Below are 26310 nucleotides of genomic sequence, written 5' to 3'. Positions count from 1 at the left end.
TATATCATAATTTAGCCTTAAAACCAAAGATTTTATCATATTTTTTTATAAGATTTCATATTTTTTTAAAAATTCTTTACAAAGGGCTTGTTTCTATGAGTTATAGGTCCTATAAATGTTGACAAATTCCTATTTTCTATTATAATCCTTATGTTAAAGACCACTAGTCAAAGTAGTGGATTATCACTAATTTTATAAGGAGGAATGATGGCAAGTACAATAGCAGCTATATCTACTCCAGCAGGGACTGGTGGGATATCAATTGTCAGAATGAGCGGGGATAAGTCCCTGGAGATTATTAATAAGATTTTTAGGCCTCTTAATAAAAGGCCGGTTGACCCTGATAAGGACAATAGGTATTTGCGTTATGGAAATATCGTAAATAAGGATGGGGATGTTATAGATGAGGTGATGGTGGCCTTTATGAAGGGGCCTGGCACCTATACTAGAGAAGATGTGTGCGAGATTAACTGCCACGGGTCTTTTATTTCTGTAAGAGAGATTTTAAACCTTCTCCTAGATCAGGGCTGCGAACTTGCAGAGCCTGGTGAATTTACCAAGAGGGCCTTTCTTAATGGAAGGATTGACCTTTCTCAGGCTGAGGCTGTTCTTGATATTATTAATTCGACTAATAAGCTTTCAGCAAGCCAAGGTATCAGCCACTTGCAAGGCTCTCTTAGCAAGAAGATTGAAGATATCAGAAATGACTTAAAAGAAGGCCTTGCCCGCCTAGAATATTCTATTAATTTTACAGAAGATGGGGAAGATTTGCCTGTGTCAGATATAGAAGCCTATTTGATCAAGGCTAAGGATAAGATTGATGAGCTTTCTTCTACTTCTAATAAGGGAAAGCTTGTAAAAGATGGTATAAATACGACAATTATCGGTAAGCCAAATGTTGGCAAGTCTTCACTTATGAATGTCCTTCTTGATGAAAATAGGGCTATTGTTACAGATATACCAGGTACTACCCGTGACCTCATTACAGAATATATTTCTCTTGGAGATTTCACCCTTAAGATTAACGATACAGCAGGGATTAGGGATACTAATGATTTGGTTGAAAAAATCGGAGTTGATAAGTCAATCGATTTGGTAGATAAGTCTGACCTTATCCTTGCAATTTTTGACCTATCTAGGGATTTTGATGAAGAAGATCAAAAGATTTTAGACCTTATCAAGGATAAGAACGCTATAATTATCCTCAATAAGACTGACCTTGACCCTGTTTTTGATGAAAAAGTTTTTGATCTAAACCTACCAATCATTAGGACATCTATGACCGACCTTTTGGGTATAAAGGAATTGGAAGATACAATTAGAGATATTTTTGATACCAAGGATTTAAATAGGGAATCAGTCCTTATTACCAATACTAGACATGAAAGGCTCCTAGCTTCTGCTAGGGAAAAGCTTGCTTCATCCCTAAAAGATATGCAGATGGGTGTGCCTATAGATGCTTGTGAGGTGGACCTATCTTCTGCCTATGAAGATCTGGGTCTAATAATTGGTGAGAGTGTATCAGGAGAGATAATGGATAAAGTATTTAAGGAGTTTTGCGTTGGAAAATAGAAAATATAAGGCTGGGTCCTATGATGTAGTAGTCGTTGGGGCTGGCCATGCAGGATGTGAAGCGGGTCTTGCAGCAGCTAGACTTGGCATGAAGACTCTTGTCCTTACCACATCTATGGAATCAGTGGCAGATATGCCTTGCAATCCAAATATAGGTGGTACAGGCAAGGGCCATATAGTAAGAGAAATTGACGCCCTGGGCGGAGAAATGGCAATAAATATTGATAAGACCTTCATCCAATCAAGGATGCTCAATACCTCAAAGGGACCTGCTGTTCATTCGCTAAGGGTTCAGGCTGATAAGAGACGCTACCACGAAGAGATGAAAAAGGTCCTCGAGGATGAGCCAAAGCTCGATTTATTTGAGCAGGAAGTAGATAAGATTAATTATGAAGATGGAAAAATTGTTTCATGTGAAACAGTTCAAGGGGCAATCTTTGCAACAAAGGCTCTTATAATTTGTACAGGCACCTACCTAAATGGAACAATATTAATCGGTGATTATGCTAAAGTAAGTGGCCCTCATGGCTTATCAGCAGCGACCTTTTTAAGCGATTCCTTAGAGGAAATGGGCTTTTATATCCGCAGATTTAAGACAGGAACACCAGCCAGAATTCATAGGTCTTCCGTAAATTATGAAAAGACTACAGTCCAAGCGGGCGATAGCGAAGTAATACCATTTTCCTTTATAAATGAAGGCAAGGACTTTTCTGACAGGCAGCAAGAAAATTGTTTCCTAACTTATACCACAGAAAAGACCAAGGAAATAATCATGGATAATCTTGACAGGTCACCAATTTATGGGGGCAAGGTCAAGGGCATAGGTCCTAGGTATTGTCCATCAATTGAAGATAAGATGGTAAGATTCCCAGATAGGGACATCCACCAAGTCTTTATCGAACCAGAAAGTCTTTCAACAAATGAGATGTATGTTCAAGGTGTTTCATCATCCCTACCTCAAGAGGTTCAGGAAGAATTTTACAGGACAATTATCGGTCTTGAAGATGTAAAAATTATGAGACCTGCCTACGCTATCGAATATGACATGATCGATACCAGACAGCTAAAGAGAACCTTGGAATCAAAAGACTATGAAGGTCTATATTTTGCAGGCCAAATCAATGGCTCATCTGGCTATGAGGAAGCTGCAGGCCAGGGCCTTGTGGCAGGTATCAATGCTGCCCTTAAGATTAAGGGTGAGGATGAATTTATCCTAGATAGGTCAGATGCCTATATTGGAGTTCTAATCGATGACCTAGTCACAGAAGGAACTAATGAGCCTTATAGGATGATGACTTCAAGATGTGAGTACAGGCTAACTATGAGACAGGACAATGCCGATCAAAGATTATCCAAAAAGGGCCATGACATAGGTCTTGTATCTGATGAACGCTATCAAAAGATGCTTGATAAGAGGGCTATGATAGAAGCTGAAATAGAAAGGCTTAAAAACGTCCACATCACACCAAAGGATGAAACAAACAAGGCCTTAGAAGAAATGGGCTCTACTATCCTTAACAAGGGTCTAAGCCTATATGAACTTATCAAAAGACCAGAAATCACCTATCAGATGACAGAAATTTTTGACTCAGAAAGGCCAGACCTTCCTAAGTATATAAAAATCCAAGTACAAACAGAAATCAAATACGAAGGCTATATTAAAAAGCAAATGGCTGATATAGAAAAATTCAAGAAGCTAGAAGGTCATAAATTATCAGCAGATATCGACTACAGCCAAATAAAAGGCCTTAAAAAGGAATCAGCAGAAAAACTTAACGAAATCAAACCAGAATCAATCGGCCAAGCTAGCCGTATATCTGGAGTAAGTCCAGCTGATGTTAACGTGCTTTTAATAAGACTAAAGACAGGAGAGCTTTATGGATAAGAAGTATCAGATTTATACAGACTATCTTTTGGAGGTCAATTCCCATACAAATTTAACAACAATCACAGACCCAGAAGAAATTGACCTTAAACATTTTAAGGATTCCCTTACAGTCTTAGACTATATAAAGGAAGGCGATAAGGTCCTAGACATAGGTGCTGGGGCTGGTTTTCCTGGAATACCTTTAAGGATAGAAAAAGATTTTGACCTAACCCTGATTGATTCTGTAAATAAAAAGGTCAACTTCATGAACCAAGTAATAGAAAAGCTTGACTTAAAAAATGCAAGGGCCATCCACACAAGAGCAGAAGATTTTGCCAAGGACCATAGGGAGGGCTTTGATGTGGTAGTATCTCGTGCTGTGGCAAATATGGCAACCCTTTCTGAGCTATGTCTGCCTTTCGTAAAAGTCGGCGGGTTATTCATTGCCCTTAAGGGGCCAAAGGCAGATGAGGAAGTAAAAAATGCTGCTAATGCCTTAGAGATTTTGGGCGGAGAAGTGATAAAAATGGAAAAGCTCGACCTTGCTGGCAATGAAAGGGTAAATGTCATTGTCAAAAAGCTAAGATCGTGCAAGAAAAGCTACCCAAGGGGACAAAATCTCCCAAAGAGAAAACCCCTTTAGCCTTTCATATGAAACAAAGGAGTCTATATGAAATTTTTAAAATCATTACTTATTATAGTATTATTTCTGGCCTTTAATATAATAATAGATGCTCTCACAGGTGTCTTTATTCCAGGCCTTTTAGCAGTCCTAAAAACAGGAGACTTCCTTAAGTCTGCTAACTATATGGTCTACGGGCTTTTGGCAGGCCAGTTGGTTAAGCTTACCATCCTTGCCATATACATGGATAAGCGTGATAAGACATTTTATAGAAATTTTGGTCAAAGGTATATAAAAAATGAAAAACTAGAAAATCCTTTAAGATTTGTGGGAATCGGCTTAGGTACAGTTGGCTTTGGTCTACTCTTAACGAATATTATAATGAAAGCTATGGCAGGTACTGACCTATTAACATCAGCTCTCAAGCTTATGGAAAATGCCTTTAATGCTCAGACAAATCTTGATGGTCTAGTATTAATACTTACAGTTGCAGTTGGGGCACCAATAGTCGAAGAGCTTCTTTTTAGGGGAGTCCTCTTTGAAGAATTAAATAGGTATGTTTCTGTAAAGACTACTATTTTTCTAACTGCTTTAATTTTTGGTTTATATCATTTTAATATCCTCCAATCTCCAAACACCTTGGTAATGGGCTTGGTAATGGCATGGACCTATTACAAGACAAGGTCCATAAAGGCTTCAATTATAATCCATGCTACAAATAATATCCTCGCCTTGATACCGATAATAGACCAAGGTCTTAGCCCAATAGGACTTGCTATCTATATAATATTTATGGTCATAGGAATATATTCACTAAATACACTTAGGCAAAGAGCCTAGGTGTTTTTTGTTTCACAAAATTAGATTTTATGACTAATAGGAGTAAAATATAAGTAGAAAAGTTTCACATGAAACATTAAGGCGGTTGAAATGAAAGCTATAATTTATTCGGTAGGGACAGAAATCCTACTAGGATCGATACTAGATACAAATTCTAAATTTATCGCAGAAAGGCTCCAGGACCTAGGCATAAATTTATATAAGATGGAAACAATCGGTGATAATCCGGATAGACTCTATCAAGGATTAAAGGAAGCAGATGGGGTCTATGATTATATTTTTATAACAGGTGGCCTTGGACCTACAGAAGATGACATAACAAAAGAAGTCGCCGTTAAGGTCTGTGGTCTAGAGGATGAAATGGTCCTTGACTCATATTCCTATGAAGAACTACAAAAATACTTTGATAATAGGAATAGGGCTATGGAAGTAAATAGAAAGCAAGCAATATTTCCAAGATCAGCGGTGATTTTAAAAAACACCCAAGGGACAGCACCTGGTTGCATCCTAGAATCAAAAAATAAGTCTAAGTACATACTTATGCCTGGCCCACCTAATGAGATGAGAAATATGTTTGATACCGAAGTTACTCCTAGAATTAGGACTGATAGGCTTATAAGGTCTATAAACTGTAAGATAGGCCTACTCGGTGAATGGGATGTGGCAAGTAGGATTGACCTATCAGGAGCTGATCCAACTATAAGCCCTTATGCCAAAACTAGTGGGGTTGAGCTAAGGATAACAGCATCTGCCCCTGATGAAGAGATACTAAATGAGTCTTTAGAAAGGGGTCTAAAAAGTGTAAAAGATGCCTTTGGGGGCTTAGTCCTAACTACAGATGATAGGGCCCGTGAAGCAGTCTTAATAGATGAACTAAGAAATAAGGGCCAGACAGTCTCTACTGCTGAATCAATAACAGGAGGCCTAATCGCAAGCTCTATCATAGATATAAGTGGGGCAAGCGATGTGCTAAAAGAATCCTTTGTGACTTATTCTAATGAAGCCAAGCACAGGATATTAGGTGTTTCATATGAAACAATTGATAAGTATGATGTGGTAAGCAAGGAAGTTGTAAGCGAGATGCTCGATGGCCTTGATTCTGACTTAAGAATTGCCACATCTGGTTATGCCCATTTGGGTGTAGCCTATGTAGGAGTCTCCTACAAGGGAAATAAATATATAAAGGAAGTAAAAGTCAAGGGCGATCGCAACAAGGTAAGAAGAGTATGCAAGAATAAAGTCATTGACATGAGTATTTTAATAGTAAGAGGTGTTTATGAAGATTATATCAGTTTTTAACCAAAAGGGAGGAGTAGGAAAGACCACTACAGTTGTAAATCTGGCAGTTGCCCTTGCCTACCTAGATAAGAAGGTCCTAGTAATAGATATGGATCCCCAGGCCAACGCGACAACAGGTCTTGGCATAGATAAGAATAAGCTAGAATCTTCTATCTATGATTTGTTCTACCTATTTAGCCCTGAAGAGGAAATAGTAGTTGAAGCGGAAAATGAAGAAGAAATAGAAGAAGAAAATTCTGATGCAAGCGAGGAAGACTACCAAGTGGTGGGAGAAGATATTGAAGAGAAAATCGACCTAGACCCATATATTATAAAAACAAAATCGGGTGTAGATTTAATTCCTTCAGAAAATTCCCTATCAGGCCTTGAGGTGGAACTGGTAGAACTTGACCCACTAGAAAGAACCCAAAAGCTTAAGGAAATAATAGGTGCAATTAACAAAGATTATGACTTTGTCTTAATTGACCTACCACCATCCTTAGGACTTTTGTCAATAAATGCCCTAGTAGCATCAAATTCAATAATTATCCCAATACAGACAGAATACTATGCTTTAGAGGGGGTAAGCGAGCTTATGAATACTTTCGAGCTTGTAAAAGAATCCCTAAATAAGGACCTATATGTGGAGGGAGTACTCTTATCAATGTTTGATAAAAGGACAAAACTTGCCTATGAGGTAGTAGAAGAAGTTAAAAAATATTTCAAGTCCAAAGTCTTTATGACAATGATTCCAAGAAATGTAAAATTAGCTGAAGCTCCATCACATGGTCAGTCAGCAGTAGAATATGATCCTAAAAGCCAGGGAGCCATGGCCTACATCAGCCTAGCCCAAGAAATTTCGGAGGATATATGAACAAGAAAAGAAGCCTAGGCAGGGGTCTATCATCTCTGATACCAGAAGCAAAAGAAGTAGATCAAGAAGGCAAGATAATAAAGGTAAGCCTAGACAAAATAAAGCCACGAGAAGGTCAGCCAAGAAAAAACTTTGACCAAAAGGGCTTAGAAGATTTGGCAAGGTCAATAAAAGAATATGGTCTATTAAACCCAATCAGCCTATCAAAAGTTGACGACCACTACGAAATCCTTGCAGGGGAGCGTAGGTTTAGGGCAAGCCTTCTAAATGGGGCTACAGAAATAGAAGCTATAATCAAAGACTATGAAGATAAGGATATAGAAATCCTATCCCTTATAGAAAATGTCCAAAGAGAAGATTTATCATCTATTGAAGAAGCCTCAGCCTATAAGAAGCTTTACGAAAAATATAAGCTAACCCAAGATCAAATAGCAGAAAAGATGGGCAAGTCCAGGTCCTATATAGCCAATACCATGCGACTTTTAAAGCTTGAAGAAGATGAAAAGGAAGCCCTAAACAAGGGAGAGATTTCATCATCCCAAGCCAGAAGCCTCTTATCCCTAAAAGATGAAGAGGACAGGAAAAAGGCCCTGGATGATTACAAGAATAAGAAAACAGTTGTAAGAGAGGTAGAAGAACTATCAAGGGCCAAGGCTGAGGAGAAAAAAACAGAAACTATCCAAGCTGAAAAAGTTGAAGCAAAAAAAGGGCCTGATAAAGCCAATGAAAAACACAAGGGCAAATATCTAGACTTAAGTAAGGATAATAAAGAAGATAAGGAAGAAAAGAAGGACAATATTCCAAACCTTGACCAACTTCTCTTTGATGATTTTGAAGAAAAATTCATGGATAAGCTTGCAACAAAAGTATCCATCAAAAAGGATAAGGACACCTATAGGCTTGTAATAGATTGCTATTCTATAGAAGATTTAGAAAATATTTATAAGAGGCTTGGAGAAGATGATTAATACTTATTCATTTGAAAAGCTTTTAGCTGAGATTAAAAAGCCAAGCGCAAATCCAGGCGGAGGAGCCTTAGTAATCATGGTTGCCAATATGGCAGTAAATCTAATTTTTATGATGGATAAGAAGGACTACGGGGGCTTAGAAAAGCAGGCGAATGTTTCACGTGAAACACTAAATCATATCTCAGACCTACTCACAAATCTTGCTGATGAAGATATAGAATATGCGACCATCTTGGTAGAAAAGTGCATTAAAGAAAAAAATGTCGATGAAAAATATTTTATAGATGCCACAAGGCCTCAGATTAAACTTAACACCTTGGCCCTTGAAGCAATGAAGCACTTGGGATTTTTCTTAGAACATGGCAAGACCTACACTATTTCAGACGGAGAGATAGCAAATATTCTCCTTAAAGCTGTAATTGATGCCAGTCTTCCAACTATAAAATTAAATTTAAGGCAAACAAGTTTTAAGTATAATATAGAAGAAGTAGAAAAAGAGGCTAGAAGGCTTTATGAAAAAAATCGTATTATTATAGAAAGAAGGAAATCTTGACAGGATTATATATAGGAATGGGATGCTTGGCACTTGTCATAGTCATACAATTTGCCATGATCAAGTCCCTACAAAATAGAACACGCAGACAAAAACAAAGATATGACCACCTCCTAAGGGGAAATGACCCAGATGTAAATATAGAAGAGCTTTTAAATAGGCTAAATGACCAGATAGAATCATCCCACAAGGAGCTAAAAAACATCAACAAGACTGCAGCAGATGCAAAAGATACCACAATGGGTGCTGTAAGCAATATTTCTACAGTTCACTTTGATGCCTTTGATGGCCAAACTAGGGAACTTTCCTTTTGCTTATGCATGCTAGATAATTTTCATAATGGAATTATCCTAACAAGCCTTTATGGAGAAAACTCTTCAAACGTCTATTTAAAGGAAATTGTAAGCGGCAAGGCCAAGGAAGAATTATCCGAAGCTGAAGAAAAAGCTTTAAAAAAGGCTAAAAGATAAAAAATAACTAGCAATTTCATATATTTTACAATATAATATTAGTAATAATATTAAGTAGTAAAAATTAGGAGGACTTAATGGGACAAACAGGTATTTTAAATCAAGCAATCGAAGCTATCAAAGGGAAAAACCTTACCATAGTCTTACCAGAAGGTAAAGACGAGAGAGTTTTGGAAGCTGCAATCAGACACCAAGAAGAGGGTTTATTACAACCAATCGTTTTAGGTGACCAAGGAGAAATCCAAAAAACAGCTGATAAACTAGGTAAGAGCATATCTAATATAAAGATATTAAACCCAGAAACCTTTGAAAAATTTGATGAATTAGTTGATTCTTTTACAGAAATAAGAAAAGGCAAAATCGACAGAGAAGAAGCAGAATTTATCCTCAGAAGAGATTTAAACTACTTCGGTGTTATGCTAGTTAAATCTGGTTATGCAGATGGTCTTGTATCAGGTGCAATCCACACAACAGCAGACACAATTAGACCTGCCCTACAAATTATTAGAACAAAACCTGGTCAAAAGAGAGTATCAGGTGTTATGGTAATGTTAGGACCTAACGGTGAACAATTAGTATTTGCAGATACTGCAGTAAATATAACCCTAGAAGCTGACGAGCTTGCAGAAGTAGCAGTAGAAACAAGCCATACAGCTAAGACCTTTGGTATAGACCCATATGTAGCACTTTTATCATTCTCAACCCTAGGATCAGCTCACCACGACCTAGCTACAAAGGTTGCAAGAGCTACCCAACTTGCTAGAGAAATTGACCCAGAAATAAAAGTAGAAGGAGAAATCCAATTTGACGCTGCTATTGATCCAAAGACAGCAGCCAATAAGGCACCAAATTCAGATGTAGCTGGTAAGTGTAATGTATTTGTTTTCCCAGACCTACAAGCAGGAAATATCGGTTATAAGATAGCACAAAGACTTGGCGGTTATAAAGCCCTAGGACCAATACTCCAAGGACTAAATGCACCAGTTAACGACCTTTCAAGAGGCTGCTCTGCTGAAGATGTATATGAAATAGCTATTATTACAGCTATGCAAGCTGCAGAAGAAAAATAATTAAATAATACTTTTAAGGGGCAATCTTATTAGGTTGTCCCCTTTTTTATAAAAAGAAAGAAAGGTGAGGATTATATTTTTAGAAGAGATTAAAAACACATCCAAGTCCGTAATACCTATAGCCATCCTAGTAGTTATATTAAACTTCTTTGTGGGAGTGGAAAGTAAGCTACTAATCAACTTTTTTATAGGATGTGTGGGTGTAATCTTAGGCCTGGGAGTATTTTTAACAGGAGTAGAGATTTCAATTTCAGAAATTGGATCTATGATGGGAGATTTTATAGCAAGATTTGATAAGATAGCAAGAGTAATTATTTTTGGTATTTTTATTGGCTTTATCATATCAATTGCAGAGCCAGATTTGCTTATACTTGCTAATGAAGTAACAAGTGCTGTGGGAATCCCTGCCCAAATTATTGTTATGATTATATCCTTAGGAGTAGGTCTTATGATTTCCCTAGGATTATTTAGGATTTTTAAGGAAATAAGACTATCAAATATGATGTGGGCAATCTATCTTTTAGTTTTTGTCCTAATGATTTTTACAGATAATGTAGGCCACGCCATTGCCTTTGACGCATCGGGGGCGACGACAGGAGCTATGACTACACCCTTTATAATTGCCCTAGGCCTAGGGGTGGCATCTCTTAAGGGCGAGAGGACTGAAGATGATTCCTTTGGGCTAGTGGGTCTTGCATCTACTGGACCAATCCTTGCGGGCCTACTAATGAGCCTATTTTCAAAAGGAGGAGATGTCCTAATCGAAGAAGCAGCCCATAGGTCGGCCCTATATAGTGGTTTTATTAATTCTACCTTTGCTATAGTGCCTATTGCCCTTGTCTTTTATATAATGAATTTTTTATATTTTAAGGTAGAAAAAGATGAACTTAGGAGAATTAGTATAGGAATGCTTTATACCTATCTTGGCCTTATAGTATTTTTGGCAAGTGTTGAAGGCGGCTTTATGGAGCTTGCAAGAGTCATGGGCGAAGGCCTTGCTGATTCCAAATTCCTTCCTCTAATAGGCTTTGTACTTGGGCTTTTGGTAGTCTTGGCAGAGCCAGCCGTATCTGTTCTTGCCGAGCAGGTAGAGGATGTAACTGGTGGTTCTATACCAAGGAAAAATATCCTAGTAGCCCTATCGATAGGGGTGGCCTTTGCGGTGATGCTTGCCATCTTTAGGATAAGAATCGATGGTTTTGCCCTATGGATGCTAATTGTGCCAGGCTTTCTTTTATCGCTTATCCTATCAAGGAGGGTTGACCAAATCTTTGTGGGTATAGCCTTTGACTCAGGCGGGGTAGCCTCAGGGCCTATGACAGCCACCTTCATCTTGGCCTTTTGCCAGGGAGTTGCTGGAAATATAGCAGATGGATTCGGAGTAATATCCTTTGTAGCCATGATGCCAGTTTTGACTATCATGATAATGGGTAACTTATATAGGAGATAAAATGCAATTTTTAAGAATAGTTCTTCCGAGAGGTAAGGGATCAGGATTTATGAAAATTCTACAAGACCACGGTGCAAGTGCTGTTTCATGTTTTTATGGAGAAGGATCAGCACCAAGCCACATTCTAAATTCCCTAGCCATTGACAAGACCAAGAAGGAAGTAGTGGTTGGTCTAATAGAGGAAGATATAGCAGGTAAGATTATAGAGAAAATTTCAGATAAGCTTAAGTCTGTAAATACAGCCATAGCTTATTCGACAGCTTTAGAGGGAGAGAATAAGATGGAATATGTATGTTTGTATGTCATAGTGGATAGACATATGGGCCAAAAAGCCATCCACATTGCTCAGGATAATGGAGCAAGGGGTGCAACTGTCATCCATGGCAGGGGCGCAGGAGAAGAAATAAAGGGCAGGATATTTTTTAATATGAATATAGAGCCTGAAAAAGACATGGTAGTCATGCTAATCAAAAAAGATCTTGAAGAAAAAATTACACAAGAAATATATAAGCAGATGGATTTGGAAGTACCTGGAAAGGGTATAATATATTCTGTACCAGTAAACCATGTAGCAGGACTAGTGGAACAAAATAAATAAGGAGAAATTATGAAACAACTAGATACATTTGAATTTAGAGAGCATGTAGAAAATGGAAGTGGCCTTTGCCTAGTAGATTTTTCTGCAACTTGGTGTGGCCCATGCAAGATGCAAACACCAATTCTTGAAGAATTGGCAGATGAAGTTGACTATAAAATATATAAGTTAGATGTGGATGAATCTAACGAAATAGCCGCCCAATACAATGTAAATGCTGTACCAAGCCTATTTATATTTAAAGATGGCGTCCTAAAACAAAACCTAGTAGGCTTTCATACCAAAGATGCCATAATAGAGGAAATGAGTAAATTCATATAATGAGATATGACATTGCAATAATAGGCGCAGGTCCTGCAGGACTTAGCGCCGCTTTAAATTCTAAGGTGAGAAACAAGTCGGTAATAATTTTTGGGACTGATTCAAAAAAAGTTACACAGACTAAATCTATCAGAAATTACCTGGGCTTTGGGGAAATAAGCGGCAAGGACTTAAATGATAATTTCAAAAAGTCCCTTGCAGGCTATCCTTTAGAAAGGTCAAATAAGAGGGTCAAAACAGTCTATGCCATGGGCAAGTATTTTGCCCTGGAAATCGAAAATGAAGATACAATGATAGAAGCATCTGCTGTAATAATTGCCACAGGCATAGAGCTTGCAAGAGATTTAGAAAATGAAGAGAAATTTTTTGCAAGGGGTGTCAATTATTGTGCAACCTGTGATGCAGCCCTCTACAGAGGCAAGAAAGTCGTAATCATAGGATACAACCAAGAGTCGATTGAGGATGCAAATTTCACTTCAGAAATAGTTGGAAAAGTTACCTTTGTTAACATGACAAAAAAGGAAGTAAAACTTAATGATTCTATAGAAGTAATTGAAGGAGAAATCCCACTAGGCTTTGAAGGAGAAAATCACGCAGATAAGCTCATCTTTAAGTCAGGTAAGGAAATTGAGGCTGATGGATTTTTTATAATAAAAGACTCATCAAAGCCTGAAAGACTTATTCCATCCATAAAGCTAGATGGAAACCACATCCTTGTAAATAGAGACCTTGAGACAAGTATCAAGGGGCTTTTTGCAGCAGGAGATATCACTGGCAAGCCTTATCAAATAGCCAAGGCTGTGGGTGAAGGCCAGGTGGCAGGGCTTAATGCAGCAAGCTACCTTTCAAGCCTATAATATTCTCCATGATATTAAATGTAAAATATAGACTTTTTATAAAAAAGTAGTTTAATATAGGTAGTGAAAACACTGTAAAAAGAAATGGAGGAGACCGTGGCAACAGAACACATAGATTTTTTTGAATTTAACAATACAATCTTCTCTTTGATTAGAGAGATTTCACATAAAATAGACCTATTATTGACAGAAACAGCAAATAAGCTAGATCTAACACCCCTACAGATTAAGATTATAATCGCCCTATTTTCAAGCGACCAAGACGTATCCATAGGCAGCCTTGGAAAGACCATAGGCGTAACTGGGGGCAATATCTCAAATATTTGCAAAAAATTAGAGAAAAAGGGCTTTGTTGTTAGAAAAAGAAGCGAAGCTGATGAAAGAGTAGTAAACGTTGAGCTAACTGAAGAGGGAATCAAGGCAAGCCATGTGGTTGGTGAATATTTTGATAAAATCAGAAAAGATTTCCCAGATGATATGGTAGATTTAAACCTTGAAACCATAGTCTCAGAGCTTAGAGAATTAGACGTGTTACTTGATAAGTATATATCAAGGAGAAGTATATGAATCAAAAAGGAAAGAAAAATAGACCTTTAATCTACTATTGGATAGGGGCTTTAATAGTATATTTTGTTTTTAGTTTCCTCTTTAATCCGATTGCCAAAAACGACGGAGCCAAGGAAGTAAACTACAGTCAATTTGTATCAATGATCGAAAATGACCAGGTAACAGAAGTAAGCAAGGACAATTTAAAATACACCTTCAAGGCTAAGGTAGATGGCAAAGAAAAAACCTACCAAACAGGTCTTTGGGAAGATACAGACCTAACAGAAAGACTCCTTGCAGCAAAAAAAAGAAATGATAAGTTAGAATTTGGCAAAGACATAGAAACAAGGATGAACCCTTACCTATCAGTCTTTCTCCAAAGTATCCTTCCACTTATCTTTATAATGGTAATCTTCTACTTCGCATCCAGGTCTTTATCAAAGACCATGGGTGGTAGAGGAGGAGCTGATTTCATGAACTTTGGCAAGTCCAATGCCAAGGTCTACATGGAAAATGAAACAGGCAAGACCTTTAAAGATGTGGCAGGCCAGGAAGAGGCCAAAGAAAGCCTAAGTGAAATAGTAGACTTCTTGCACAATCCTAGAAAATACAAGGAAATAGGAGCCAGAGTTCCAAAGGGAGTTCTTTTAGTAGGCCCTCCAGGAACAGGTAAGACTCTCCTTGCCCAAGCGGTAGCAGGCGAGGCCAAGGTACCATTCTTCTCTATATCAGGATCTGAATTTGTAGAGATGTTTGTAGGTATGGGTGCATCCAAGGTAAGAGACTTATTCAAGCAAGCCAAGGAAAAGGCCCCATGTATAGTCTTCATAGACGAGATAGATGCCATAGGTAAAAAGCGTGATGTTTCAGGCTATTCAGGCAATGATGAGCGTGAACAAACCCTAAACCAACTTCTAAACGAAATGGACGGTTTTGATGCGACAGAGGGAGTAGTATTACTTGCTGCAACCAACAGGCCAGAAATCCTAGACCCAGCCCTAAAAAGACCGGGAAGGTTTGATAGGCAAGTCCAAGTAGAACTTCCAGACCTAAAGGGCCGTGAAGACATCCTAAAAGTCCACGCAAAGAAAATTAAAAAAGAAGAAAATATAGACTATGAAGAAATAGCCAAGAGAACTGCCGGTACATCCGGAGCAGACCTTGCAAATATAGTAAATGAAGGTGCCCTAAGAGCTGTAAGAGAAGGCAGAAATAAGCTAAGTCAAGAGGACTTAGAAGAATCAATTGAAACAGTAATAGCAGGAATGCAAAAGAAAAATGCTGTAATTTCAGATGATCAAAAGAAAATCATAGCCTACCATGAAGTGGGCCATGCCCTAGTAGCAGCCATCCAAACCCACAAGACACCAGTCACAAAGATAACCATAGTCCCAAGAACAGGCGGGGCCCTAGGTTACACCATGACAGTCGATAAGGATGAGAAATATATCATGACCAAGCAAGAGTTATTTGATGAAATAGTAACCCTTGCAGGAGGTAGGTCAGCAGAAGAGCTAATCTTTAACACCAAGACAACAGGTGCCTCAAACGATATAGAAAGAGCTACAGCTATAGCCAGAAACATGGTAACAATCTACGGTATGGATGAAGACTTTGACTTCATGCAACTAGAACAAATCCAAGGCCGCTACCTAGGTGGCCAAAGAGCCATGATAGTATCAAATGGTACAGGCAATAAGATAGATGAAAAGGTAGGAAAAATAATAGCAAATGCTCACATGAGAGCTATAGAAATCCTAAAAGATAACATCGACAAACTCCACGAAATCTCAGACTTCCTATTAAAAGAAGAAACCATCACAGGTGAGGAATTCATGGAAATCCTAGAAGGAAAGAAAAATAAAGAAGTAAGCGAAGAAAAAATCGCAGACAACATCGATGTAGATGTCAAAGATTTAGAAGATTCTAAAGAAAATATAAAAGAAGAAAATCCACAAGAAGGCCCAAAAGAGGACGAAAAAGTGGAAGAAGATAAGGAAAATAAGAGATTTATAGACTTATCAGGCGATCAAGAATAAGAAAAACCGGCCAATTGGTCGGTTTTTTGCTTGGGTAAATATATTTATAATGATTTATAATTTTAAAAATTAACAAGGTCTATAGATATCCATAAGTTAATTTCGTTTGTTTAATTGAGATAAGGGAGGAGTTTTTAGTTTTCTTGATCATAATTTTATAGAAAATATTTAATCAAAAGAGAAATATAGACAAGCAAAAAGAGCTGGAATCATCTACCAGCTCTTTTTGCTTGTCTTAATCATCAACCTTAAAAACCAAAGTGTAATTAAGAAAAGCATAGGATGACCATTTTTCATTGGTTACTGGGACTATCTGAACGAGTTCCCAGCCTTCCTTTGCCTTCTCATTGATGATTTCCTTGCACTTTTCAAAGGTGTCTGTCTTTCCTGCCTTAAGGCCGCCCTCTAGAGGGACTTCGATAAATTCGTATCTCATATCTGCCTCCTATTACTTTTATACCCACTTATAGGGATTTTAGGATGTCATAGGCTTCTTTTAGGGAGATATTTTCATCTTTTGCCAAGGTCTTGGCGGATTCATATTCTGGATAGGTGAAAATTTTATCCTTGTAGCTAACTTGCTTTGCAAGGTAGTCCTTGCCCTTATAAGAGATTTTGATAATTTCCCTATCTAAAACTGTCCTGTCTAGGTCAAATTTCCTTAGACCGATGGATGTGGTTTGGGTAAAGATTATATCTTCGATTTTCTCTTCATCGCATGCCTTATAAATTACTGATAATTTATAGGCTGGGCGGTTTTTCTTCATAAAGATTGGAGAAAAGTAGCAATCAAGTGCTACTTCCATGATTTTTTCTAAGGTGTAAGCCAAAAGCTCCCCGCTTTGGTCATCTATATTTGTTTCAAGCAGCCTTACAGTTTTTTTTTATCTATTTCAATTTCCATGACCCTTAGGATGTTGGTTGACTTTTCAAAGTCCTTGTTTCCAGCTCCTAGGCCGATTTTTTTGATTTTAAAGCTTGTTGGGGCCTTTTTATAGAAATATTTGACTATGGCTGCTCCTGTTGGGGTGATGTGCTCGCCTTCTTCTCCTATAAAATTAAGATTTATATCTGAATCAGCTAGGATATTTGCCACAGCTGGTACAGGTATTGGCATTGGTCCGTGGGCGCACATTTGATAGCCACTTCCTTCATAGAGGTCTGAGAAGTAAATATTTTCTACCCCCAGGTCGTCAAGAAGGATTGCTACTCCTACTATATCTATGATTGAATCAACAGCTCCAACTTCGTGGAAGTGGACCTCTGTTTTATCAATACCATGGGCCTTGGCTTCTGCATCTGCTATTATATCGAAGATTCCAAGGGCATTTTTCTTGATATTATCATTGAGGTCTGAGCCTTCTATGATTTTTCTAATATTCTCGATATTTCTATGGACGTGGTCGTGGTGATGGTCGTGTTCATGGTTATGGTGCTGATTGTGGTTATGGTCATGAGTATGGATATGGTCATGATGGTGATGATCGTGGTCATGTTCATGATGATGGTCATGGTCATGATGATCGTGATGGTGACCTTCTAGGATGACATCAAAATTATAGGCATCTATGCCATTTTTCTTAGCCCTTTCAAATACTAGCTCGTAGCCATCAAGATTTAGAGATTTGATGCCTTCGACTAATTTTTCCTTGCTTGCTCCCAAATCTAGGAGGGCTCCTATGGTCATGTCTCCTGCTATGCCTGAATACATTTCAAAATATAGGTCCATTTTAATTTCCTTTCGCTATTAATTTATTTATCTGACAGGCTGCGTAGGCTGCTCCGTAGCCATTGTCTATATTTACAACGCTAACTCCCTCTGCACAAGAATTAATCATGGAAAGAAGGGCTGTGATTCCGCCAAGATTTGCCCCATAGCCTACTGAGGTTGGTACAGCTATGATTGGCTTATCCACAAGGCCTGCAAGGACTGTAGCCAGGGCTGCCTCCATGCCGGCTATGGCTATTATGACATTGGCTTTTTTTATTTCTTCTATCTTATCAAGGAGCCTGTGTATGCCTGCAACACCCACATCTGTGTAGGTTTTAACCCTTGCTCCCAAAAATCTTGCGGTAATTTCTGCTTCAAGGAGGACTGGCAAATCGCTTGTACCGGCGCAGACTATGGCAATCTCGCCGATTTTCTCTTCTTCCTTGCTAAAATCTAGGGAGATAATTCTTGCTAGGTCGTTGTAGGTGGCTTCCTTTACCTTGGCCTTAACTAGGTCAAATTGGTCTTTGCTTGCCCTAGTTCCTATTACAGATTCTTTTTTCTTGGCAAAGGCTTCAAAAATCCTTACCAGGCTTTCATCATCTTTTGATGCGCAATAGATGGCTTCAGGAAAGCCCCTGCGAGATTTTCTATCAAAATCTATCTTGCTAGTTTCGCCTACATCTTCATAGCCCTTGTCATTTAGGATTTTAAGAGCCTCTTCATCGCTTATTTTGCCATTTTTTATATCATCAATTAGTTGTTTCTTATCAATCATAGGCTGTACTTATCCTTTTCTTCCTTGGAGAGATTTATATCCATTGAACCAGACCTAAAGCCCTCCATGTCAAGGCAAACATAGGAATAACCCAGGTCTTTTAGCTTTTTAACAACAAGGTCATATTCCTTAAAGAATTTAGGGAAGTCTGCCTTTTCTATTTCAAGCCTTGCAAGGTCATCGTGGTCCCTTATTCTAAATTTCCCATAGCCAAGACTTCTTATAAAGCCTTCTGCCATCTCTAGCCTATCTAGCTTTTCTTTCTTGATTTCTGTCCCATAAGGAAATCTAGTTAAAAGACAAGGAGCTGATGGCTTTTTGGCTACCCTAAGGTCAAGTTCTTCTGCAAGGCGTCTGACATCTGCCTTAGAAAAGCCTGCCTCATTTAGGGGGCTTACAACCCCTAAATCCCTTAGGGCCATAAGGCCTGGCCTATAAACCTTGTGATCGTCTGTATTTGTCCCATCGACAACTGCTCCAAAAGCCAGGTCTTCCTTTAGCTTTATAGCTTCGCTAAAGAGGGTTTTCTTGCAATGATAGCACCTGTCCTTGGCATTGTGGGCGATTTTATCATTGGTGAGTATATCGACTTCTCTTATGACAAGGTCCACACCCATTTCCCTGGCTAGCCTTATGGCATTTTCCTCTTCTTCCTTTGTGGTGGACATGGCCTTAAAAAACATAGCCCTAACATCGTTTTCACTTTCCCTATAAAGGCTTGCAAGCTTCATGATGAGGGCTGAATCAACTCCGCCAGAAAAGGCTAGGATAAATTTATCTTTTAAGAGGTCTTTGATAATTTTTATTAGTTTCTCTTTTTTTTCTATATATTTCATAAGTATCCTTATTAAAAAAATAATTAAGCCATATTTTTGGAAAAAATACAGCTTAATTTATGTAGATAGGTCCACATGGACCTATACATAACAATGTAATCGAGTGTTAACGATAATTGTGATGTATATTCATTGTACTTAAAGCTTAGCAAAATGCAATTAACTTGATTAAGTCTTGATTTTTTTCGGGTATAATAATTTTAGTTAAGATTGAAATATAAAGGAGTTTTTATGAAAAATAATGCAAAAAGATGGATAGCAGTAGGGCTTGCAGTCCTCATCCTAGTTGCTTCCATGCTTATGAAAGACACTAGCGAGCAAAAAGAGGCTAAGGGCCTATCATACCTTAAAGATTTGGGCAAGTCTCAACTATTTGACCAAGAAGTTATCCAAGGAACAAATCCTAGCCAAAAGATTAGAAAAATTTCTCTAGAAGGGGTAATCCAAGGTGATGACAACAGCCAATTTGTAATCGACCAGCTTAAGGAAGCAGCAGATGACCCAACTACAAAGGGTGTTATCCTTGCTGTAAATTCACCAGGTGGTTCTGTTTATGTTTCAGAAAAAATTGCCAAGGAAATTAAAAAACTTAAAGAGATGAAAATCCCAGTTTATTCTGTAATGGAAGAGATGGCAGCATCTGGAGGTTATTATATATCTGCCCCTACAGATAGAATTTATGCTTCAAACGAGACCCTTACAGGATCAATCGGGGTAATAATGGGTGGACGTTCCTTCCAAGGACTTTTTGAAAAATATGGAATCAAGGAGCAAAACGTGGTTTCTGGCAAGATGAAGGACACAGGTACCATGGGAAGAGATTTAAATGATGAAGAAAAAGCCTACCTCCAAGGTCTCGTAGATTCAGCCTTTGGCCGTTTTGTAAAAATTGTCTCTGAAGGAAGGAAAATGAGTGAAGCCGATGTTAGAAAGCTTGCCGATGGTAGGGTTTATGACGGAGCCCAAGCTATAAAAAATGGCCTAGTGGATAAGATTGGCGATATTGACATGGCAATAGAAGATATGATTAAGGAAAATAAGCTAGATGACCCACAAGTAGTGGAAAGCTCATTTGCAAATCTTTCTTTCAGACAACTTTTCCAAAAGGTGGAAGACCTTAAGAAATCATCTTCTGATCTTGCCATTTTAAAGGAACTAATGGAAGAAAATAGGCAGGCTCCTATGTATATTTACGGGGGAGTCTATGGAAAATAATAAGATTTATAAGGAAAGAGATTTTGCTTACGCTTACTCATCCTTTGGTATAAGGCTACTTGCCTATATCATAGATATGATGATCGTATCTGCTCTTTTTACCATAATTAAATTTTTTATCCCTCTTGGAGAAGATGCAAAATTTATGGGTATAGGTATTTATGCATGCCTTAATACAATCATAAGCCTGGCCTATTTTACAATCACATCCCTAATCACTAGAGGTCAATCCCTAGGCAAGATGATAACTGGTCTTAGGGTGGTATCCTTAGATGGCTTTGACCTATCAAATAGCCAAATCCTAATAAGGGAAATTGCAGGAAGATATGTCCAAAACAAATTAATTTTCCTATATGCCCTAGCCCTTTTTACACCTAAAAAGCAAACTTTAATCGACCTTTTCACAGACACAGCTGTCGTAAGGGAAGATGCCTATAGGGATTTGTATGCAAAAGAAATTTAGCTAAATTGACTTTTTAGGAAATTTATTATTAAAAATCGATGAAAATTTTAAAAGAAAGCACGAAGATAAGCTTTGAAGGCCTTTGTGCTTTTTTTATCTATATTTCGCACTAGCCACCATATAAGGTATGATAAGTATAGATTTTGAGAAAATACCACTACATCTAGTAGTTAGTTTGGAGATATAATGAAGATAATTAAAAGAGACGGATCAAAGGTTGATTTCGAGATAGAAAAAATAAAAAGAGCCATATCAAAGGCATTTATCTCGGTAGATTCATCCATAAGCGATGAGAAATTAGACAGCATAGCTCAAAAAATAAGGGATACCATCAAGAAGAAATTCCCAAAAGACCACACAGTAACAGTAGAAGAAGTCCAAGACCTGGTAGAGCTTGGCCTTATTGATGAAAACTACTACAGAGAGGTAAAATCTTTTATCCTCTACCGTGCCAAGCACAATATGGATAGAAAGGTAATCTACGATTTTAAGGAATATATAGATGATAAGGACCTTATGGAAATAATTGCCAAGGTTCAAAGAGAATTTGACAGTCAAAGATATCCAATAGAAAGCCTATATTTCAAATTTGAATCATTCACCAAACCAGACATGAATGAAAAACAAATCCTAGAGGCTATTATAAGGGCTGCAAGCGAATTAACAAGCAAGGAAGCTCCAGATTGGGAAATAATCGCAGCCAGATTTTTAGCCTACAAGATGAATCTAGAAATCAAGGAATATGAAGAAAGATATGAGCTTTATGATTTTAAATCCAAAATAAAATTCCTTACAGAAAAGGGTCTTTATGGGTCATACATGCTTGAAAATTACACATCTGATCAGATAGATGAATTAGAAGCCTACCTAGATTATAAAAGGGATGACATCTTTACCTACTCAGGCCTAGACCTAGTAAGGAAGAGATACCTAATAAGAAGCCATGACGGCCACCTCATTGAAAATATCCAGGAAATGTTCATGGGCATTGCCATGCACCTAGCCATTCCAGAAAAGGATAAGATTGGCTTTGCCAAAAGACTCTACGATATATTGTCAAGCCTAAAGGCAACCATGGCCACACCTACCATGACCAACGCTAGAAAGCCATTTAATCAGCTTTCATCATGCTTTATAGAAACAGTTCCAGATACACTTAAGGGCATTTACAGGTCCATAACTAACTTTGCCGAGGTTTCCAAACACGGAGGCGGCATGGGCATGTATTTTGGAAAAGTAAGGGCTTCTGGCTCAGATATAAGGGGCTTTGAAGGAGTAGCAGGAGGAGTAATCCGCTGGATAAGACTTGCCAATGACACAGCAGTAGCAGTAGACCAACTTGGAGTAAGGCAGGGAGCAGTTGCAGTTTATCTAGATATTTGGCATAAGGACATGCCAGAATTCTTAGGTCTAAGGACAAATAACGGCGATGACAGGATGAAAGCCCACGACGTCTTCCCAGGAGTCTGCGTGCCAGACCTCTTCTGGAGAGAAGTAAGGGATAATATGGAAGGCGATTGGCATATGTTTGACCCACACGAAGTGGAGAAAAAATATGGCAAGGCCATAGAAGACACCTACGGTGAAGAATTTGAAGTCTTTTACCATAAACTTGTAGCAGACAAGGACATATCAAGAAGAATCATGCCAATCAAAGACATGGTAAGACTATTAATTAAATCTTGGTCAGAAACAGGAACTCCATTTATCTTCAATAGAGACCTAGTAAATAAGGCCAATCCAAACAAGCACGCAGGCATGATCTATTCATCAAACCTCTGCACAGAGATTGCCCAAAACATGAGCCCATCAGAAACCATCTCCCAAGAGATAGTCACAGAAAATGGGGAAAAAGTCATAGTAAATAAGACAAGGCCAGGCGACTTTGTAGAATGTAACCTAGCAAGCCTAACACTCGGAAAACTTGACGTAAACAATGACCAAGAGCTTGAAGAAACAGTAAGAACAGTAGTAAGGGCCCTAGACAATGTAATAGACCTAAACTACTATCCAACCCCATATGCTAAGGTAACCAACAAAAAATACAGGGCCATAGGCCTGGGCACAAGTGGCTACCACCACATGCTAGTTAAAAACGACATAAGCTGGTCAGATGAAGAAAGACACGCCGACCTAGCAGACAGGGTCTATGAAGATATAAACTATTATGCCATCAAAGAAAGTGTAGAAATAGCTAAAGAAAAGGGATCCTACCAAGTATTTGAAGGCAGCGATTGGCAAAATGGGGACTACTTCACAGATAGAGATTACACAAGCGAAAGATGGGTAAAACTAGCCAAAGATGTAAGGGAAAATGGTCTAAGAAATGGCTACCTGATGGCAGTAGCCCCAACAGGATCAACATCAATAATCTCAGGCACATCAGCAGGCGTAGACCCAATAATGAGCCGCTACTTCCTAGAAGAAAAAAAGGGAGCTATAGTACCAAGAGTAGCCCCAGGACTTACAACAAAGACCTTCTGGCTCTATGAAAATGCCCACGATATAGACCAAAACATCTCCATGAGAATGGCAGGAGTAAGACAAAGACACATGGACCAAGCCCAATCTGTCAATATCTATATCACAACAGAATACACCATGAGACAAATCCTAAATATCTACCTTACAGCTTGGGAAAGTGGAGTAAAAAGCATCTACTATGTAAGAGGAAAGAGCCTCGAAGTGGAAGAATGTGATACTTGCTCCGCATAGGATTTAAGGAATTTATCCAAGATAAATATATTTTAGGGGATTATACCCTAAGACCTCTTTTTGAGGGGATATGATTTTTTATGGGAGGGCTCCCAAAAGCCCTCTCTTTTTTTATGCAATATAAATTGTTTTTTCTTTTATTTTATAATGAATTATTGTTAATAACTATTATTCTTCGTAACTTAATCTCATTATGAATTATTTCTATATACAACTGAATCTTCGTCTCAAGGGGGAGCCCCAAGGGACCTTCCGCATGGTCCCTCATTGGGCTCCCCCTTGCACCCCCTCCCCGTTACACCCCCAGGCGGCCCCTAAGGCGGGGAGCATGATTAGAAGCTTGCCTTCGGCAAGCCACTCTTTTTAGACAGAACTCCTTGTTTTAGCTATTCTTATCCTTACTGATTTTGACATTCCGATGCCTAAAAATCTCAATCTAGCCCAAATGTTTCTTTTATATGCACTCTATATCTTAGTAATTACAGGAATTTAATTTTAACTCGTGCGTCAGGAGATTTTATTAACGGCATCTCCATTTACAAAATCTCCCGACCTTGGGGATATAGTTCTGTATTCTGAGAGAATTATAACGACGAATCAGTTCTAAGGCTCGTTTGCTCTCGCAAACATTGCAATTAGTATGTCTAGAGAAGGTGATCTTAAGATTTACTGAAATAAAATCGTCAATTATTTTAAATCAAGGAAGCGTTAATAAAATTTTGTTGAGCGTAACGAAGTGAAGCGAATCTAAATTTTTAGCTGACGAGATTTGAAATAATAGATTTTGCTCCAGGATGAATTGCAGTCAGGTCTAACAAAGAAGATTGCCAGAGGCAATCTTCAATTTGCCCTCTGCAAGAGTCGCTTGCGGGGTGTAAGTCTCCATGAGCCGACGGGCTTGCCGGGGGTATAAGGGGGAGGGCGATGTGGACCCAATTTGCCTTAGCGGCCGAGAGCGACGAAAGGGTCCTTGGGCCTCCCCTTGGAACGAAGATTCAATAGTAAATATAAATAATTCATAATGAGATTAAGTTACGAAGAGAACAACTTTATAATGCTATTATCTTGGATAGTATAAAAAAGGGTTTTTAGGGGAAAACCCCCTAAAATAATTTATCTTGGTTAAAATAAAAAATAATCTGGTATAATAGTATATAAGCAACAATAACAAATCTTGGATTTTAAAAGGAGTATTTTATGAATAGACGTAAGAAAAAGAATTTTGCTAAGGAAAGTGGAAATGTTTTACTAGCTTTATTTGTTGTAAATTTAATTTCATTATTTATATTGAGTAAACTTATCAGAAGTATCAGTTTTGATAAGACATCTGCCCTTTTTATTACAGCAGGAGTTTTGACTATACTTGAAAAGTTTGTAGAGCCAGTACTTAGATTTTTTGCCTTTCCTATCACAATTTTGACTTTTGGCTTATTTTCCCTTGTGATTTCTGCCTTTGTTTTATCTTTGGCATTTAAATTTGTAGGCGGGGCATATATTAATAGTAGCTTTTTTAGTTTGATTTTTGCAAGCATTGTCTTATCAATTGTTTCATCATTTGTAATGAAGTTATTATCTTAAGGAGGTTATAATGGAAGAAAGTAAAAAGAAAGAAGTTGAAAAGCGTGGTATTTTCAATGAAGATGGGGATATAGACCTAGCTAAGAGAAAGATTATCCAAGGTAATACCACAAATCTTAATGATTTTAACAACCTAAAATATACCTGGACAAGCGATTGGTATAGGCAGGCTATGAATAACTTTTGGATACCTGAGGAGATTAACTTAAACCAGGATATCAAGGATTATAGGAAGCTTGATCAATATGAGAAGAGGGCTTTTGATAGGATTTTATCCTTTCTAACCTACCTTGATTCGATCCAAACAGCCAATTTGCCAAACCTACAAACCTATGTTACAGCAAATGAGATTAACCTTTGTTTGTCAATTCAGACCTACCAAGAGTCAATCCACTCCCAATCTTATTCTTATATCCTAGATACAATTTGTTCTCCAGAAGAAAGAACTAGGATTTTATACCTTTGGAAGGAAGATGACCACTTGCTTCGTCGTAATGAGTTTATTGGTGACCAATACAATGAATTCTTGCAAAAAGATAATGAATTCCAATTTGTAAAGGCCCTAATAGCAAATTATATCTTAGAAGGAATCTACTTCTATTCAGGCTTTTCCTTCTTCTACAACCTAGGTAGAAATGGCAAGATGCCAGGAACTGTTCAAGAGATTAGATATATAAATAGGGACGAAAATACCCACCTATGGCTCTTTAGATCCCTTATAAATGACCTTAAGAAGGAAAGACCTGACCTCTTTACAGATGAGGCGGTAGAAATCTACAGGGACATGCTTAAAGAAGGTGTTAGACAAGAAATCGAATGGGGCAAATATGCCATAGGCGATAATATAGCAGGCCTTTCTACAAAGATGATTGAAGATTACATCAAATACCTAGGCAATCTCCGTGCTCTAGGCCTTGGTTTTGAGCCACTTTTTGAAGGCTACAAGGAAATTCCACAAGCAATGAAATGGGTAGATGAAATCTCAGATCCAAACGCAGTAAAAACCGACTTCTTCGAAGCCAAGGTAACAGCTTATTCTAAATCATCAATAATTGAAGATGACCTATAAAATAAAAAGAGAAAGTTGCTTTT

General features: G+C 38.1%; 26 protein-coding genes. 21 read left to right on the top strand and 5 right to left on the bottom strand.

Translation table 11 applies throughout. The features are described from left to right. Nucleotides 1-207: 207 nt before the first annotated feature. The 16 genes from mnmE to ftsH all read left to right on the top strand — a co-directional run bounded on the left by mnmE (nt 208) and on the right by ftsH (nt 15922). Nucleotides 208-1572 carry a tRNA uridine-5-carboxymethylaminomethyl(34) synthesis GTPase MnmE gene (mnmE, locus tag RRB46_RS03420; RefSeq protein ID WP_311537490.1) on the top strand — a complete coding sequence of 455 codons (1365 nt, stop codon included), beginning with the start codon at nt 208-210 and terminating at the stop codon, nt 1570-1572. Next, nucleotides 1562-3457, top strand: a complete 1896-nt coding sequence (gene mnmG, locus RRB46_RS03415) for a tRNA uridine-5-carboxymethylaminomethyl(34) synthesis enzyme MnmG (RefSeq protein ID WP_311537489.1) — start codon at nt 1562-1564, stop codon at nt 3455-3457. The genes mnmE and mnmG overlap by 11 nt, the downstream gene beginning before the upstream one ends. Beyond that, on the top strand, nt 3450-4082 hold the full coding sequence (gene rsmG, locus RRB46_RS03410; RefSeq protein ID WP_297687906.1) for a 16S rRNA (guanine(527)-N(7))-methyltransferase RsmG: 633 nt from the start codon (nt 3450-3452) through the stop codon (nt 4080-4082). The genes mnmG and rsmG overlap by 8 nt, the downstream gene beginning before the upstream one ends. Nucleotides 4083-4109: 27 nt before the next feature. Continuing rightward, nucleotides 4110-4901: a CPBP family intramembrane glutamic endopeptidase gene (locus RRB46_RS03405; protein WP_311537488.1), complete on the top strand. Its 792-nt coding sequence runs from the start codon at nt 4110-4112 to the stop codon at nt 4899-4901. 90 nt (nt 4902-4991) lie between these two features. After that, nucleotides 4992-6200, top strand: a complete 1209-nt coding sequence (locus tag RRB46_RS03400) for a CinA family nicotinamide mononucleotide deamidase-related protein (RefSeq protein WP_296127570.1) — start codon at nt 4992-4994, stop codon at nt 6198-6200. Then, nucleotides 6178-7053 (top strand): ParA family protein, encoded by an 876-nt coding sequence (locus RRB46_RS03395; RefSeq protein ID WP_311537487.1) that lies wholly within the window; start codon nt 6178-6180, stop codon nt 7051-7053. Before RRB46_RS03400 ends, RRB46_RS03395 begins: the two co-directional genes overlap by 23 nt. Beyond that, nucleotides 7050-8021, top strand: coding sequence for a ParB/RepB/Spo0J family partition protein (locus tag RRB46_RS03390; protein ID WP_311537486.1), 972 nt, complete (start codon nt 7050-7052; stop codon nt 8019-8021). Before RRB46_RS03395 ends, RRB46_RS03390 begins: the two co-directional genes overlap by 4 nt. After that, a complete protein-coding gene (locus tag RRB46_RS03385; RefSeq protein WP_311537485.1) occupies nt 8014-8574 on the top strand; it encodes a cyclodeaminase/cyclohydrolase family protein in 561 nt (186 codons plus the stop codon). The genes RRB46_RS03390 and RRB46_RS03385 overlap by 8 nt, the downstream gene beginning before the upstream one ends. After that, the gene (locus tag RRB46_RS03380) at nt 8571-9044 is read left to right on the top strand and encodes a DUF4446 family protein (RefSeq protein WP_311537484.1); all 474 of its coding nucleotides are present in this window, start codon (nt 8571-8573) and stop codon (nt 9042-9044) included. Before RRB46_RS03385 ends, RRB46_RS03380 begins: the two co-directional genes overlap by 4 nt. A gap of 77 nt (nt 9045-9121) precedes the next feature. Beyond that, nucleotides 9122-10114 carry a phosphate acetyltransferase gene (gene pta, locus RRB46_RS03375; RefSeq protein ID WP_311537483.1) on the top strand — a complete coding sequence of 331 codons (993 nt, stop codon included), beginning with the start codon at nt 9122-9124 and terminating at the stop codon, nt 10112-10114. A gap of 64 nt (nt 10115-10178) precedes the next feature. Then, nucleotides 10179-11564, top strand: coding sequence for a DUF1538 domain-containing protein (locus RRB46_RS03370; protein WP_311537482.1), 1386 nt, complete (start codon nt 10179-10181; stop codon nt 11562-11564). Between the two features lies 1 nt (nt 11565). Next, nucleotides 11566-12162: a P-II family nitrogen regulator gene (locus RRB46_RS03365; protein ID WP_311537481.1), complete on the top strand. Its 597-nt coding sequence runs from the start codon at nt 11566-11568 to the stop codon at nt 12160-12162. Nucleotides 12163-12171: 9 nt separating this feature from the next. After that, nucleotides 12172-12480, top strand: coding sequence for a thioredoxin (gene trxA, locus RRB46_RS03360; protein ID WP_296127556.1), 309 nt, complete (start codon nt 12172-12174; stop codon nt 12478-12480). Beyond that, nucleotides 12480-13337 carry an NAD(P)/FAD-dependent oxidoreductase gene (locus tag RRB46_RS03355; protein ID WP_311537479.1) on the top strand — a complete coding sequence of 286 codons (858 nt, stop codon included), beginning with the start codon at nt 12480-12482 and terminating at the stop codon, nt 13335-13337. Before trxA ends, RRB46_RS03355 begins: the two co-directional genes overlap by 1 nt. Before the next feature lie 96 nt (nt 13338-13433). Continuing rightward, nucleotides 13434-13904 carry a MarR family winged helix-turn-helix transcriptional regulator gene (locus tag RRB46_RS03350; protein ID WP_106461269.1) on the top strand — a complete coding sequence of 157 codons (471 nt, stop codon included), beginning with the start codon at nt 13434-13436 and terminating at the stop codon, nt 13902-13904. Beyond that, nucleotides 13901-15922, top strand: coding sequence for an ATP-dependent zinc metalloprotease FtsH (gene ftsH, locus RRB46_RS03345; protein ID WP_311537478.1), 2022 nt, complete (start codon nt 13901-13903; stop codon nt 15920-15922). The genes RRB46_RS03350 and ftsH overlap by 4 nt, the downstream gene beginning before the upstream one ends. Before the next feature lie 235 nt (nt 15923-16157). On the opposite strand, the gene RRB46_RS03340 is transcribed toward ftsH, so the two are convergent. From RRB46_RS03340 to larE, 5 genes are read right to left on the bottom strand one after another with little or no spacing between them, the layout of a single operon-like run. Then, nucleotides 16158-16358, bottom strand: a complete 201-nt coding sequence (locus RRB46_RS03340) for a DUF4177 domain-containing protein (protein ID WP_296127548.1) — start codon at nt 16356-16358, stop codon at nt 16158-16160. 28 nt (nt 16359-16386) lie between these two features. Further along, nucleotides 16387-16752, bottom strand: coding sequence for a nickel insertion protein (larC, locus tag RRB46_RS03335; RefSeq protein WP_311537477.1), 366 nt, complete (start codon nt 16750-16752; stop codon nt 16387-16389). A 41-nt stretch (nt 16753-16793) separates the two neighbouring features. After that, a complete protein-coding gene (locus tag RRB46_RS03330; protein WP_311537476.1) occupies nt 16794-17651 on the bottom strand; it encodes a LarC family nickel insertion protein in 858 nt (285 codons plus the stop codon). A 1-nt stretch (nt 17652) separates the two neighbouring features. Next, on the bottom strand, nt 17653-18411 hold the full coding sequence (gene larB, locus RRB46_RS03325) for a nickel pincer cofactor biosynthesis protein LarB (RefSeq protein WP_311537475.1): 759 nt from the start codon (nt 18409-18411) through the stop codon (nt 17653-17655). Then, nucleotides 18408-19247, bottom strand: a complete 840-nt coding sequence (gene larE, locus RRB46_RS03320) for an ATP-dependent sacrificial sulfur transferase LarE (RefSeq protein WP_311537474.1) — start codon at nt 19245-19247, stop codon at nt 18408-18410. The genes larB and larE overlap by 4 nt, the downstream gene beginning before the upstream one ends. Before the next feature lie 231 nt (nt 19248-19478). Here larE and sppA point away from each other — a divergent pair, with 231 nt between their 5' ends. The 5 genes from sppA (at nt 19479) to RRB46_RS03295 (ending at nt 26287) form a co-directional block, all read left to right on the top strand. Beyond that, entirely contained in the window at nt 19479-20462 is a 984-nt protein-coding gene (sppA, locus tag RRB46_RS03315; RefSeq protein WP_311537473.1) for a signal peptide peptidase SppA, read from the top strand. Next, nucleotides 20452-20925, top strand: coding sequence for an RDD family protein (locus tag RRB46_RS03310; protein ID WP_296127538.1), 474 nt, complete (start codon nt 20452-20454; stop codon nt 20923-20925). The genes sppA and RRB46_RS03310 overlap by 11 nt, the downstream gene beginning before the upstream one ends. A gap of 186 nt (nt 20926-21111) precedes the next feature. Further along, on the top strand, nt 21112-23640 hold the full coding sequence (locus RRB46_RS03305) for a ribonucleoside-diphosphate reductase subunit alpha (RefSeq protein ID WP_311537472.1): 2529 nt from the start codon (nt 21112-21114) through the stop codon (nt 23638-23640). Between the two features lie 1197 nt (nt 23641-24837). After that, entirely contained in the window at nt 24838-25218 is a 381-nt protein-coding gene (locus tag RRB46_RS03300) for a phage holin family protein (protein ID WP_106461834.1), read from the top strand. 10 nt (nt 25219-25228) lie between these two features. Beyond that, a complete protein-coding gene (locus RRB46_RS03295) occupies nt 25229-26287 on the top strand; it encodes a ribonucleotide-diphosphate reductase subunit beta (RefSeq protein WP_296129994.1) in 1059 nt (352 codons plus the stop codon). The last annotated feature ends 23 nt before the right edge of the window (nt 26288-26310 follow it).

It is taken from the genome of uncultured Anaerococcus sp., from assembly GCF_963512375.1.
Classification (GTDB): Bacteria; Bacillota; Clostridia; order Tissierellales; family Peptoniphilaceae; genus Anaerococcus.
Note: the sequence above shows the minus strand (reverse complement) of the source record. Positions and strands in the feature narration are given on the sequence as shown.